Here is a 14,144-nt window from a genome sequence, read left to right as displayed (position 1 = left end):
CTCGAATGGTCGCAGAACCGGGGTAAGCAGATAATTGATAGTTAAGCGAGCCCTGGTGAATGCGAGAATTCCAATTGGTCGTGGAGATGAAAGAAAAATTGTTCCAATCCGATTTGCACATTAAGATTTCGTTGTTGCCCTCGTTCGAGTTGGTTGAGTTCATGAATTAAGTCCAGAAGTGAAGAAGGGGTGATCTGTAGAGACAACTCGCGAAGCGCCGCTTCTTGATCCTGGTACAAGGTGGGAGACAAGGACTGATCCAGGGTCAGCAACAGCAAGTCCCTGAGCCCTGCCCAAAACCAATGAATCGCTTCCTGTACTTGGTTCGATTTGACCAGCCCTTCACTCATATCCATCACCCGTGAAGCCGACGCAGTATGTTCCCCAAATAACAATGCCCAGTATTGACGGATTTTCACCTTTAACTCTGCGGGATCACAGGCTAAAGCTGAACCCAACCGGCCTTCGGCAAATGCTGCAATTAACCGGTTATCCTGGTCTTCCCTGTCCGTCCGTTCCTTCAGGAATTCATAAATGCAGGCAGAGGGCAGCGGGGCAAATCGCAACGTAATGCATCGAGACCGAATCGTTGCCAAAAGGTGCTCCGGGCGGCTGGTGATCAGGAGAAAGAGGCAATGATCTGGCGGATCCTCCAATGTCTTGAGCAAGGCGTTGGCTGCTTCGGTAGTCATTGAGTCGGCCGGATCAATGAGGCAAATCTTATGTGACCCCAGGAGAGGACGATAAATGACCAGATGTTCGATGTCCCGAATTTGATCAATGGTAATTTTGGGATTTTGCTTTTGCGTATCTTCAGGTTGAACCAACAAAAAGTCGGGATGGGTGGCCTGGGCGATTTGATTACATGATCGGCAGTGACCGCAGGCATCGGGTGTTGGTGCGATTTGTGGGACCTCGCAATGGAGATATTGGGCAAGCGCGATAGCGGTGAGGCGTTTCCCAATGGTCGGTTCTCCGTGAAAGAGATAGGCATGACCCAGATGATTGGTGGAGACCGCTGTTTGGAGCCATTTAATTGGGCGTTGATGCCCGACGAGATCTCGAAACGCCATGCTGAGGGGTCCCTTTCGTCTGGACTCGCTTGATGATGCGTCTGGGTTGAGGAGTGACGTGAGCCAGGCATGTCGATGGCAACGACTGAATGAGGTCTGCCATCATGGATGTAATGAGAGTGTTCAGGATTTCGGGGGATTGCCTGGCATCCAATGTTTGAATGCGTTGGGGGTGCTGTTTAGCGAGGGCGATGAAGCCTCGACGTACTCGTTGATGGAAATCCAAGGATTCCTGGTCAAGCCGATTTTGGTGTCGGGCCTGTTGTCGCCTCGCCAACCCTTCTTGGGTCGGGAGATCGAGTAAAAACGTGAGGTGTGGAGTCAGTCCTGCCGTGGCGAATTGATGGGAATCCTTGAGAAAGGTGATATCACGGTGTCGTCCGTATCCCTGGTAGGCCAGAGTTGAATCAAAAAACCGGTCACACAGCACAATCATGCCTTTTAACAGGGCTGGCCGAATCACATGAGCCACATGTTGGGACCGGGCAGCAAAAATTAGAGCTGTTTCGCATTCTGGAGTAATGATTTCCTTGTTGGATTTCGTGTTTGAGTGGGAAAGCAGTAGGCGACGAATGGCCTCAGACAATGGAGTTCCTCCAGGCTCACGGGTTTCTAATACCTGATAGCCCTGAGCTTGAAGTGCTCGTGCCAATCTGTGGCATTGTGTGGTCTTTCCAGAGCCTTCTGTGCCTTCGAAGGTGATGAATAATCCTGAAGACAGGCCCTGTTTTCCCTTTGCATGGTTTCTCGGTTTCATGGAAATTTACCCTGATCGATCCTAGTCTAAGTCATTGAAATTCGCAAGAAAAGTCTTGCAGGAGTCCCATCCTGATTGTAAGATGCGGTAGTATTACGGTGACTTCCTACCTCTCCCGTATAGACCGTGCCTGCTCTGTGTGGCGGGTATAAGGCGGATTTTTCTCATGAATACCCTTCGCGCCTCTCTCAGACGTTATTTTTTGACAGGCCTGTTGGTAATTACCCCGATTTGGGGAACGATCCTGATTTTAAAAACGCTGTTTGTGACCGTGGATAGTATCCTTGGCACGGCATTAGCGGACCTGGTGTTGCCGGATTATTATTTCCCCGGCCTGGGTATTTTGGCATTATTGCTGTTGATTTTTTCTGCCGGGGTCTTTGCCACAAATTTTTTGGGAAAACGATTAGTCGTCCGGTGGGAAGAAATTTTAGATCGCGTCCCGATTGTACGTGGTATTTATGCCACATTGAAGTCGATGATGGACATCTTATCATTCAAACAACGGGAAAAATATAACAAAGTGGTTATGATTCAATTTCCCAAAGAGGGAAACTATTGTTTATCCTTTGTTACGGGGGAAACCAGAAAGGAAATCCAGAATCTGGCTCCTGAGCCTCTGGTCCATGTGTTTGTCCCCACCTCTCCGAATCCAACATCTGGCTATTTTCTCCTGGTTCCCGAGAGTGAAATTATTCCTGTAGATATGGGGGTTGAGGAAGCCATGAAGCTTATTGTTTCAGGCGGATTCTATTCTCCTCCAGATAAATCCTCTAGCATTGAAATTGCACAAAAACGGGATAGAATGACTCTCAAGGACTCACCAAAAGTCCAAACCCCATGAGAAGAGACCCTAAACGAAGGATATGACAGGCGTAATGAGTGGTAAAAAAAGCACGGCCGCTATGGTTCTGGCTGCGGGCCAAGGAACCCGGATGAAATCGGCCTTGCCCAAAGTCTTGCATCGTGTGGCCGGTCGTCCCATGCTGTGGTATGCCGCGAACTTAGCCAGGCAAGTGGCCACCCAGACGGTTGCCATTGTGGTTGGCCATGAATCGGAACAGGTCCAGGCGTATCTCGAACAAGAAAAGGCGAATTTTGAGCCGTTTGAAGTGGTGGTTCAGGAGAAACAATTGGGGACGGGGCATGCCGTTCAACAGGCCTATCCAGTATGTACCAGGAACGACGCCAAGCAGGCGGACCAATTCTTAATTCTCAACGGCGATTCGCCCTTATTATCCCCGGCCACTCTGACTTCCCTGGTTGATTATCATCAATCTGAAAAAGCCGGCCTGACAATCTTAACGACGGTCATTCCGGAATCACGTGGATACGGGCGGGTGGTTCGCGGGCCATCAGGCGAGATCCGTCGTGTTGTCGAGGATCAAGATTGCTCAGCAGAAGAACGAAGTATTTCGGAAATTAATGTTGGGACCTATGTCGTGGATGGCACCTTCCTTGGAAAGGCGTTGAGCCAATTGCGTCCGCAAAATGCCCAAGGGGAATATTACATCACCGATATTATTGAAGTGGCTGTCCAGCAAGGCCTGAAAGTTGTGGCTTGGATAACCGAGGACCATTTGGAGACGACTGGGATTAACACAAGAGAACATCTGGCTATAGCCGAAAAAGAAATGCGACGACGAATCTGCCAGCGTCTCATGTTGTCAGGTGTCACCATGCTGGATCCGGAACGTGTGATTATTGACGATGGAGTCGAGGTCGGAAAGGATACCAGGCTGTATCCCGGAGTCATTCTGGAAGGCCGGACCGTCATTGGAGCCAATTGCGTTATTCACGGCAATTCGAGGCTGAACAATTGCCGGGTCGGCAATAATGTCCTCATTCAGGATTCGTGCGTCTTGCTGGAAGCCAGGATAGAAGAGGGAGCGGTCATCGGGCCTTTTGCGCATTTGCGTCCGGGGAGCCATATTCATCGAAAAGGTAAGGTTGGTAATTTTGTGGAATTGAAACAGACGGAAGTGGGAGAAGGGTCTAAGGTCAATCATTTGAGTTATCTCGGAGATACCACGATTGGCCGGAATGTGAATATCGGCGCCGGGACCATTACCTGCAACTACGATGGATTTCGAAAGGCACGGACACAGATTGAGGACAATGTCTTTATTGGGAGCGATGTGCAATTAATTGCCCCGGTAACGATAGGGGAAGGGGCGTTGATTGCGGCAGGGACCACCGTCACGAAAAATGTTCCGCCCAATGCATTGGGCATTTCTCGAGTCGCGCAAGTCAATAAAGAAGGTACGGCGGCGAAACGGCGAGAAATTCTGGCTTCTTCCTCAGACGCCCATGTTCAGGCCAAAGAGCATGGGGACCCGGCAGAGTCGTCACCCCGACCGAACCCTCAGGAACAAAAAGGCCCTGTCTAGTGGCCAATTTTGATGAACGAAGTCGAGCGATATCTGTCCTGGCTCATGTGAATTTTCATCCAGGCTGATCGATACCATCCCGATCTTTCCAATACCATTTGGAAAAAATGATGCGGTGTAAGGAGCGTTAAAGTATGTGTGGAATCATCGGATATGTTGGAGGTGAATCAGCGACCCCTATTTTGGTGGCCGGGCTACAACGGCTGGAATATCGAGGGTACGACTCCGCCGGGATTGCGATTCAACATAATGGAGAGTTGAAAATTCGAAGGACGGTGGGCAAGCTCACCAACCTTCAGGCCCTTTTGCAAAACGGGGCCGTTGCCGGAACAATAGGAATCGGTCATACGCGTTGGGCCACGCATGGTCGGCCATCTGAACAAAATGCCCATCCTCACCGTTCGGGAGAGATTGTTCTCGTCCATAACGGAATCATTGAAAATTTTCTTGATCTCCGCCATCGACTGGAATTAGAAGGCTATCGGTTTGAGTCTGAAACCGACACCGAGGTGATTGCGCACCTCTTATCCTCGCTCACGATAAAAGGGCATGGGCTTCAAGAGGCAGTCAGATTAATTGCCAATGAGCTCCATGGGAGCTATGCCATTGCCGTGATGTCGCTGGCTGAGCCGGGACGCATCGTCGTCAGTCGTTCAGGATGTCCCCTGGTGATCGGTCAGAATGGAAAAGGAGCCTTTTTGGCCTCTGATGTCACGCCTCTCCTAGCCCATATTCGGGAGGTGGTGTTTCTCGAAGACGGAGATGTGGGCATTTTAGAAGATTCCGGTATCACCATTTTTGATTCGGGTGGCCAACCGAAAAGCTGCAACCCTGTTACCATTGATTGGGATGCTGAGGCGGCTGAAAAGGGGGGCTATCCGGATTTCATGATGAAGGAAATCCACGAACAGCCACAAGTGATCATGGATACGCTTCGGGGCCGGTTTCAATATGAAACGGGCGAAGCGGATCTTCCGGATTTGGCCATGACTGACGAGGAGTTGCTCAACGCCAGGCGAATCTGGATCGTGGCGTGTGGGACGTCTTGGCACTCGGGCCTCGTCGGGAAATATCTATTTGAAGAAATGATTCGGCGCCCCGTTCAGGTGGATATTGGTTCAGAGTTCCGGTACCGGGAGCCTATGATTCAAAAGGACGATTTGTTTATTGCCATTTCACAATCAGGCGAGACGGCGGACACATTGGCCGCTGCGCGGGAAGCCAAGCACCGAGGGGCCCGTGTCCTGGCGATTGTGAATGTGGTGGGAAGTACACTGGCTCGCGAAGCCGATGGAGTGATTTATACGAGATGTGGTCCTGAGATTAGTGTGGCTTCCACGAAAGCCTTTACCGGGCAGGTGATTGCCCTATATCTCTTGGCCTTGCATGTGGGACGAGTGCGTCGCACGTTAAGTCCGGAGGAAGGGCGATGGTGGTTGGATCATTTTCTCAAGCTTCCCGGCCAAGTCGAGCATATTCTCAAGCAGGAAGCGTCGATCCAAGCGATTGCCCAGCGGTATTATCAAAAACGAAATTTTTTGTACTTGGGTCGGGGGATTAACTATCCCATTGCCCTGGAAGGTGCCTTGAAACTCAAAGAAATCTCCTATATCCATGCCGAGGGATATGCGGCGGGGGAGATGAAGCATGGTCCCATCGCATTGATTGATGAGGACATGCCTGTGGTTGTACTATCGCCGAAAGATCGGCTCTACGAAAAGTCTGTCAGTAATTTGATGGAAGTGCGCGCCAGGAGTGCCCCCGTGATTGCATTTGTGACCGAAGGGGATCATGCCTTGGATCAGGTTGCTGATCACGTGTTCGCAATTCCTGCTGTCCATGCGCTCTTGACCCCGATTCTGTTTACCGTCGGCCTTCAACTGCTGGCCTATCATATTGCGGTGTTGCGAGGGGTAGATATTGACCGTCCGAGAAATCTTGCCAAGAGTGTGACGGTTGAGTAAGGCGTCCTTCCGATTTCCCACCAGAGTCTTTCCTGCTTGGTTCTCACGGCTTCTATCACGTGGAGAGTATTGAATCATGGAGACCATGATTGTAACCGGCGGCGCGGGTTTTATTGGCGCCAATTTTGTCCGGATGGCCCTTCAAAGGACCGAGGCACGAATTGTCGTCGTGGACAAATTGACGTATGCGGGTCATCGAGAAAATCTTGATGGATTGTGGGACCATCCTCGTCTAGTGTTTATCCAGGCAGATATTGCTGATGCGGGTGAGATGACCAGGATTATAGGTTCATTTTCTCCCAGGTGGTTACTGAATTTTGCCGCTGAATCACATGTGGACCGGTCCATTGACGACCCCTATCCCTTTATTCATACGAATGTCACGGGTACCCTGGTCTTATTAGACGTGGTCCGGCGATTTCTGAAGCAAGGACATGCTGACCATCGCCAACGTTTTCGGTTCCTGCATGTTTCAACTGATGAAGTGTATGGGACGTTGGGGCCGACAGGATTGTTCTCCGAAGAGACCCCTTATGCCCCCAATTCACCCTATGCGGCGTCGAAAGCCAGCGCCGATCATTTGGTGCGGGCTTTTCATCACACGTACGGTCTTCCGATCCTGATGACTAATTGTTCCAATAACTATGGGCCTTATCAATTTCCCGAAAAGCTTATTCCTCTCATGGTCTTGAATGCCTTAGAAGGGAAGCCTCTTCCGATTTATGGGAACGGGCAGAATATACGGGACTGGTTGTTTGTGGAAGACCATTGTGAGGGCCTACTCCTGGTCCTACAGGAAGGAACGCCTGGAGAAAAATATAACCTGGGCGGGCGATCGGAACGATCGAACCTTGATGTCGTGGACGCCCTATGCCGGATCCTGGAAGAGGTCGCCCCGGGTGGTTCCAATCCTTTTCTGTCTCAACGGGGTATCACGCGATACGCAGACCTGAAAGTATTTGTAGCTGACCGTCCCGGGCATGATTTTCGTTATGGCATTGATACCACCAAAGTGCACTCGCAATTGGGGTGGAGCCCACGCCACTCTTTCGAGTCTGGGTTGCAGCAGACAGTTGAATGGTACGCTGCCAATCGTCAATGGTGTCAGGCCGTGACCAACAACTCCTATCAACGGGAACGACTCGGGCTAGCCTCAGTCCCATCGATATAGGGGCGGGACCGTTCTCTCCTTTTGGCAAGGTAACATGAGGATGATGAAGACATTGGGATGCAAAGGGATACGATGAAGGGAATCATCCTAGCGGGTGGGTCGGGAACCCGACTCTATCCCTTAACCCACGCGGTCAGCAAACAACTCATGCCGGTTTTTGATAAACCGATGATCTATTATCCATTGTCGACTCTCATGCTGGCTGGAATCCGGGATATTTTGGTGATCACCACTCCGCATGAGCAGGAGGGGTTTGTCCGGTTGTTAGGTGATGGCAGTCATCTCGGGTTAACGATCTGCTACCAAGTGCAACCCCGGCCCGAAGGCATTGCGCAAGCCTTTGTGATTGGGCGTGAGTTTATTGGAAAGGATCGGGTGGCGCTCATTCTTGGGGATAATATTTTCTATGGGCATGGGCTGTCTCGCTATCTTCAGGAAGCGGCCTCTCAGTCAACAGGGGCTCAAGTCTTTGCCTACCAGGTAAGGGATCCCGAACGATACGGGGTGGTGACCTTTAATGATCACGGGCAAGCCACCAGCCTGGAGGAAAAGCCCTCCCGTCCCAAGTCGCCCTATGCCGTAACCGGGTTATATTTTTATGACAATCGGGTCGTGAGTATCGCCGATTCTCTCAAACCTTCGGCGAGAAATGAACTTGAAATCACGGATGTGAATAAAACCTATTTAGAAGCCGGATCGCTACAGGTGCGGGTGCTTGGGCGTGGCATTGCCTGGTTGGATACGGGTACTCACGAATCTCTCATGCAAGCGGCCCATTATATTCAAGTATTACAAGAACGACAGGGTCTGATGGTTTCCTGTCCGGAAGAAATTGCATACAAAATGGGGTACATTCAGCCAGGTGACGTGTTCCGTTTAGCCACGAAAATGAAAGACAATGGGTACGGGCAATACTTGTTGCATTTGGTCAATCAGCGGCAGGAGTAACCGGATATGAAATTTCTCCCAACCCGGCTCCCGGAGGTTCTGATTGTTGAGCCTGATGTGTACCGGGACCAACGCGGATGGTTTTTAGAAACGTATCATATACACAAGTATCAGGAGGCAGGGATTCTGCCTCCATTTGTCCAGGATAATTGCTCATCGTCGGTTCTCGGGACTCTTCGTGGGCTCCATTTTCAAATGACTCGTCCTCAAGGGAAGCTCATTCGGGTGGTCCGTGGGGAAATTTTTGATGTCGCAGTCGACATTCGAAAGGGGTCTCCGACCTTTGCCTCATGGGTGGGGGTGACCTTATCGGCAGAGGATTTTAGACAAATTTATGTTCCTATGGGGTTTGCCCATGGATTTTGTGTCCTCAGCGATGTGGCGGAAGTGGAGTATAAATGTACTGATGTCTACGCCCCGGGTGGTGAAGTGACCATTCGATGGAATGATCCCCGTATTGGCATTCAATGGCCGATCGAACAGCCACTTCTTTCTGTAAAGGATGCGGCCGGGCAGGGACTTGACGAACTGGCCGACCAGCTTCCGGATTATCAACCATGAGGCAAAGTCGAATTTTAATCACAGGGGCTCAAGGGCAATTAGGGCAGGCACTCCAACGGCAATATGCCGACCACGAGGTCACGGCCTGGGATCTCCAGGATTTGGATATCACGCAGTTCGAGGAAGTCAGGAAAGCCCTTGATCAGTTACGACCACACATTGTCATCAATGCGGCCGCATTTACGCAGGTGGATGAGGCAGAAGTTAAGCAGGATGCCGCATACCGGGGCAATGCCCTGGGTCCAAGAAATCTTGCCGTGGTGACGAATGACTTGGGGATGACTCTTATCCATTTTTCCACCGATTATGTGTTTGATGGTCAGCAGAATCGGCCCTATCATGAATTTGATCGAACGAATCCGCTAGGCGTCTATGGGCACAGTAAATTAGCCGGTGAAGAGGCTGTGCGGGTCGCGAACTCACGGCATTTTATCGTTCGGACCGCTTGGCTATACCACACTGTAGGGAAGAACTTCCCCAGTACGATTTGTCGAATGGCCGGCCGCGAGGTCGTGAAAGTCGTCAGCGACCAGTATGGGTCACCGACCTTTGCCCCTCATCTTGCCCAGGCGGTATTCCAATTGGGTGAGACCGATGCGTTTGGGACCTATCACATGGCCGGTACCGGCGGAACCAGTTGGTATGAATTGGCCCAAACACTTTATCAGGCGTTGGATATTCAAACCTCGGTTGTGCCGATAGCGACTGCTCAATTTCCTCGCCCGGCCCGGCGGCCATCCTATGCCGTGCTGACTTCTTTACAGGACCCTTTGATTAAGTTGCCGCCCTGGGAAGAGGGCGTTCGTGATTTTGCCAGTCAGTGGAAAGGCTAGGGGTCGTCATCGGTTCTGTGAATCATCTTTTCCCTGATCACCAGCTATCAGAAAGGCATTCCTAAACGATGGGTTACATCGAAGCGGTGGTGCTTGCGGTCATTCAAGGACTCACGGAATTCCTTCCGGTATCCTCATCCGGACATTTAGTTCTGGCTCAACACTGGTTTGGTCATTTTAGTGAGACCAATTTGTTGTATGACATCATGTTGCATCTCGCGACGGTGACTGCGATCCTGGTGTATTTCCGTCATGATCTCCTCACCTTAGGCTTGGGTTATGTGGGATGGACGACAACACAAGGCAGTTTGTTTCAAGGATTTGAGCGACGCACCATTCATTATGTTCTGATCGCATCCATCCCTACGGCGATCATTGGATTAGGTATTCGATCGATCGGTCTTGAAACGCTGGTTCAGCCCTCCGTCGTGGCCGTGATGTTGTTGGTTACCGGTGTGATTCTCTGGTCGGGGCACGGGAGAAGTAGTACCAGGGGTATTCAGGACATGAGCATTCGGGATGCCCTGGCGATTGGCATGGTACAAGGTGTGGCGGTCTTTCCCGGGATTTCCCGGTCCGGATCAACCATAGCCAGCGGGGTGTTGTTGGGTTTGGATCGGGAATTATCGGCCCGGTTTTCTCTTCTGATTTCCATGCCTGCTATTGTGGGGGCGACGATCCTAGAAATTGGGAAAGGAATGGATCAGATTCATGACCCGATAGGCGTGTATCTCGTCGGAATGGTCGTCGCGGCTTTGGTGGGGTATGGATCTATTTCGTTGATTATTAAACTCGTTAGACAGGATCACTTCCATTTATTCGCTTATTATCTGTGGCCACTCGGAATAAGCATCCTTCTTTGGGATTCTTTGAAATAGATCCTGCTGTCTCCTTACCCTCTGTCATTCGCTGTGCTTACATCTCCTCTTCCATGTCCTTCTTTGTTCGGCGTGCCACGCCGGAGTCAATAGCAGCCTGAGAGACCGCTTTAGCGACCTTGGGTACCACCTGTTTGTCGAACACGCTGGGAATGATATATTCCTCACTGAGTGCGGAGTCAGGAATCATCTTGGAGAGGGCATGAGCCGCAGCAATGAGCATCGGTTCATTAATCGTTTTGGATTGCACATCAAGGGCTCCACGAAAGATGCCGGGAAATGACAAGAGATTGTTGCATTGATTGGGATAATCCGATCGCCCGCTGGCATAGACGCGACAGTGGGGAATGGCGGCCTCGGGCAGGATTTCAGGGTCAGGATTGGCTAAGGCAAACACAATGGGATCCTTGGCCATGAAGGCTAAGTCTTCGGGCTTTAAAATGTTGGCTGTGGAAAGACCAATCACCACATGGGCGTCTTTCAGGGCGTCCTGAAGGGTTCCGGTTGGCTGATCATACTGAATGATGCTGCGAAGCGTATGGCGATGTGGCAGAATTTCTTCCACTGGGCGATCCAACACCAGCCCCTGCTTGTCGCATCCCTTGAGCCTGCTGACTCCGGCTCCTAAAAGTAATTCACAACAGGCCGTGCCTGCGGCTCCCAATCCGAGCACCACAACGGTAATTTCATTGATGGTTCGGCGTGTGACTTTTAAGGCATTGAGAAGCGCACCCAAAATGACCACAGCCGTTCCATGCTGGTCATCATGCATGACCGGAATATCCAGTTCGGCTTGCAGTCGTCGCTCAATGTCAAAGCATCGGGGGGCACTGATGTCTTCCAGGTTAATGCCTCCAAATGACGGAGAGATGGCGAGCACCGTCCGGATAATCTCTTCTGGGTCCTGGGTATTGAGACAAAGAGGCCAGGCATCAATACCGGCAAATTGATGGAACAACATGGCTTTGCCTTCCATGACCGGTAAGGCCGCGAGAGGACCAAGATTTCCTAAGCCCAATATGGCCGATCCATCTGTCACGACAGCGATGCTGTTACTTTTCGTTGTAAAGGAATAGGCTTTTTTTTCATCCGCGGCAATGGCTTTGACGACGCGCCCGACTCCAGGCGTATAGACCATGGACAGGGTATTTCGGGTTTTCACCGGGAACTTGCTCTCCACCCGGATTTTCCCGCCTAAATGCATGAGGAAAATCCGATCCGATGAGGCGATGACCCGAACATCCGCTAACGAATTCAGGCGTTTCATGACCCGTTCGCCATGTTCTTCACTCTGGACATCCAGAGTAATATCCCGGATCACTTTGGTGCGAGTGGCCGAGACCATATCGTACGCGCCCAAGCTGGCACCCTCTTCTGCGATGGCGGTGGCTAATTGGGCAAAGACGCCGGTGCGTTGAGTCAATTCTAATCGCACGGCCATCCGGTAATTGGAATAGGGACCGATATCTTGCGAGGAACTTTGGCCATTTTGCTGTCGCTTAAAAAAATTCCACACCAAGGAGTCCCTCCTCTTCAGTTGCGCAATGGATCAATTTTGATCGGGTTACCCATAGGGTACAGACCTTTTTCTTATATTGTATCGGATTATCCAAGTTAGGGGTATGTGCTGGCTCCTGGAATGAGCCATTACCATAGGCTGGAAAGCTTTTAAGGAAGAAACGAAATGATGCCGGAGTTCCTCCCGCCGAGGCCGAATGACCAGCGGCGCCCCGAAGGGCGCGATTCTACCCTCGGCAACAGGGCCCAAAAACCGTGGCCCTGGGCGTGGTCCGTGGGAAACCTTTTGATGCTCGACGAACCAGCCGCGGCACAACCCGGGTTGCTCAGGCAGTGCTCGCCATAACTCTGGATTGAGCTCCGCGTCTTGGCCATGCCAAATGGCCGATATACTTGTTAATTAAAAAAAGAGTAGGTCAGTGAGATGGCTAGTTGCCCTTGTCATACTTCCCGGACAGGAGGTGTGGAGTGTATCCGTGGCGGGTGCGGTATGGTTTGTTTCGGCAGGGCGCTTGCCGATCATGGTATCTTCTCTGGTAGTTAAAATAAGTAACTTTTTTGTATTTGTGAACCCTTTCTTATGGAATCCGATAATACAGTCGAGCTCCTCCCAGATACCCGCCCGGACCTTCAAGAAGAAATTCAATTCTCCCGTTGGCTGACCGGCCTGTGTCTGGTGTTCTGTACAGGTGGGCTGGGATTGCTCTTTTGGGCGGTGACGCTTTCGGATGATGTGCGCCTGGCATCACCTGCAAGCCGGGATCTTGAGCGGATTGCCAGTCGGATGTTGGGTTTTGAATCCCGCCTGCCTGAACTCTCCTCGTTTGAACAGGTGATGTACAATTTGGGGGGACAGGACGGGGAGACGCTGGAGCAAATCCAACTTTGGTATGAAGAAAGGGTGGATGATCAATCCTCACCATTGGATAAATTGTATTTGGGCATGCTCTATGGCGAAGCCGGGTTGACCGACCAGTTCAACCAGTTTGTGATGAGTTGGAGCAGGGAGCACAATCCGCCTGCTCTTTTTCGTCGATTGTTGGAAGTGGGATATGGGCAGAGCGAAACGTCGCCTGCTGAGTATGTCTTCTTGCAGGCGAAGTTAGCCGAGGAGGTCCCCGCAAATTGGTTTTACTTTCATCTTGCGCGACGAATAGCCGCTCAGGCCGGTGATCAAGATTTACAGAAAAATCTTCAATTCCAAGAGTATCAGTTGACCGACCCCCCATTATGGAGATGGCGTGTGCTATTGGTGGGTGAGGTTGTGGTGATTGGATTTGGGGTGGCGTTCTTTCTCCGTCTGGGTTTTGTTCGCTTGAAAGGCCGGATTTCACAGTCCCCAACCGACTTCGCTGTCTGGCGCATTCCCTGGACATTCCGGGAGGGAATCGCGGTCTTAGCCCGTGGAGGGGCCCTGACGATTCTGTTGATGGGGCTGGTGGCGGTCATGCCTGATGGCATAGGAATTATTGAAAATTTTGGGATTGCTTTACTGTATTTTCCTCCCGTCGTCCTGACCGCTATTCTGTTGTGCAGAACCAGGAAACAATCGTTGCTACAGGTGGTGGGCTGTTCGAACGTGTGGCAACGATTGAAATCCGGTCTGCCATTGATCGCAATGTTGGTGACGCTTGGCCTTGTGGGGGATTGGCTGATTATGCTCGGAGGGGATGCGTTTCAATCTTCGGTGCATTGGACAGAATGGTTTGTCCCGCAGCTGATTTGGGGAACGCGGATGGAACTCATCAAAACCACAATCGACTTCGTTCTTCTGGCGCCCTTTTTCGAAGAACTTATTTTCCGGGGAATTCTCTATACGACACTTCGAACCAAATTCAGTTTTCCCCTCTCCATGGTCGCAAGTGGATTGATTTTCGCCTTGGCCCATGGCTATGGGCTGATCGCGTTTCTGACGGTTTTCTGGAGTGGGTTGTTGTGGGCATGGGCCTACGAACGAACCGGGAGTGTGATCCCCGGCATGGTGGCGCATGCCGTCAATAACGGGGTGGTGGTGTATTCTCTTGTCTCATTTTTCCGCTAACATTGATCGT

General features: G+C 51.2%; 12 protein-coding genes. 9 read left to right on the top strand and 3 right to left on the bottom strand.

Features of this window, described 5'->3' with window-relative positions; translation table 11 throughout:
• Positions 1 to 41: 41 nt before the first annotated feature.
• Positions 42 to 1,073 carry a DNA polymerase III subunit delta' gene (gene holB / locus LX98_RS14335; protein ID WP_496429552.1) on the bottom strand — a complete coding sequence of 344 codons (1,032 nt, stop codon included), beginning with the start codon at positions 1,071 to 1,073 and terminating at the stop codon, positions 42 to 44.
• Entirely contained in the window at positions 1,033 to 1,830 is a 798-nt protein-coding gene (gene tmk / locus LX98_RS14330; RefSeq protein ID WP_496429551.1) for a dTMP kinase, read from the bottom strand. The genes holB and tmk overlap by 41 nt, the downstream gene beginning before the upstream one ends.
• A 166-nt stretch (positions 1,831 to 1,996) precedes the next feature.
• On the opposite strand from tmk, the gene LX98_RS14325 reads away from it, so the two are divergent.
• The 8 genes from LX98_RS14325 (at position 1,997) to LX98_RS14290 (ending at position 10,575) form a co-directional block, all read left to right on the top strand.
• Positions 1,997 to 2,674: a DUF502 domain-containing protein gene (locus tag LX98_RS14325; RefSeq protein ID WP_496429550.1), complete on the top strand. Its 678-nt coding sequence runs from the start codon at positions 1,997 to 1,999 to the stop codon at positions 2,672 to 2,674.
• A 34-nt stretch (positions 2,675 to 2,708) separates the two neighbouring features.
• Positions 2,709 to 4,220 (top strand): bifunctional UDP-N-acetylglucosamine diphosphorylase/glucosamine-1-phosphate N-acetyltransferase GlmU, encoded by a 1,512-nt coding sequence (glmU, locus tag LX98_RS14320; protein WP_496429549.1) that lies wholly within the window; start codon positions 2,709 to 2,711, stop codon positions 4,218 to 4,220.
• A 134-nt stretch (positions 4,221 to 4,354) separates the two neighbouring features.
• Positions 4,355 to 6,184, top strand: coding sequence for a glutamine--fructose-6-phosphate transaminase (isomerizing) (gene glmS / locus LX98_RS14315; protein ID WP_496429548.1), 1,830 nt, complete (start codon positions 4,355 to 4,357; stop codon positions 6,182 to 6,184).
• Between the two features lie 76 nt (positions 6,185 to 6,260).
• Positions 6,261 to 7,355, top strand: a complete 1,095-nt coding sequence (gene rfbB / locus LX98_RS14310; protein ID WP_496429547.1) for a dTDP-glucose 4,6-dehydratase — start codon at positions 6,261 to 6,263, stop codon at positions 7,353 to 7,355.
• A gap of 72 nt (positions 7,356 to 7,427) precedes the next feature.
• Positions 7,428 to 8,303 carry a glucose-1-phosphate thymidylyltransferase RfbA gene (gene rfbA, locus LX98_RS14305; RefSeq protein ID WP_496429546.1) on the top strand — a complete coding sequence of 292 codons (876 nt, stop codon included), beginning with the start codon at positions 7,428 to 7,430 and terminating at the stop codon, positions 8,301 to 8,303.
• A 6-nt stretch (positions 8,304 to 8,309) separates the two neighbouring features.
• Positions 8,310 to 8,864 (top strand): dTDP-4-dehydrorhamnose 3,5-epimerase, encoded by a 555-nt coding sequence (gene rfbC / locus LX98_RS14300; RefSeq protein WP_496429545.1) that lies wholly within the window; start codon positions 8,310 to 8,312, stop codon positions 8,862 to 8,864.
• Complete coding sequence (gene rfbD, locus LX98_RS14295; protein ID WP_496429544.1) at positions 8,861 to 9,697, top strand: dTDP-4-dehydrorhamnose reductase; 837 nt, start codon at positions 8,861 to 8,863, stop codon at positions 9,695 to 9,697. The genes rfbC and rfbD overlap by 4 nt, the downstream gene beginning before the upstream one ends.
• Positions 9,698 to 9,765: 68 nt before the next feature.
• Positions 9,766 to 10,575: an undecaprenyl-diphosphate phosphatase gene (locus LX98_RS14290; RefSeq protein ID WP_496429543.1), complete on the top strand. Its 810-nt coding sequence runs from the start codon at positions 9,766 to 9,768 to the stop codon at positions 10,573 to 10,575.
• Positions 10,576 to 10,612: 37 nt separating this feature from the next.
• On the opposite strand, the gene LX98_RS14285 is transcribed toward LX98_RS14290, so the two are convergent.
• Complete coding sequence (locus LX98_RS14285) at positions 10,613 to 12,091, bottom strand: malic enzyme-like NAD(P)-binding protein (RefSeq protein ID WP_496430611.1); 1,479 nt, start codon at positions 12,089 to 12,091, stop codon at positions 10,613 to 10,615.
• A 582-nt stretch (positions 12,092 to 12,673) separates the two neighbouring features.
• Between LX98_RS14285 and LX98_RS14280 the strand changes: the two genes are divergently transcribed.
• Positions 12,674 to 14,134, top strand: a complete 1,461-nt coding sequence (locus tag LX98_RS14280; protein WP_496429542.1) for a CPBP family glutamic-type intramembrane protease — start codon at positions 12,674 to 12,676, stop codon at positions 14,132 to 14,134.
• The last annotated feature ends 10 nt before the right edge of the window (positions 14,135 to 14,144 follow it).

The sequence above is a fragment of the Nitrospira marina genome, assembly GCF_059568365.1.
The sequence above is the reverse complement of the archived record's forward strand: the minus strand, read 5'-3'. Positions and strand labels throughout refer to the sequence as shown.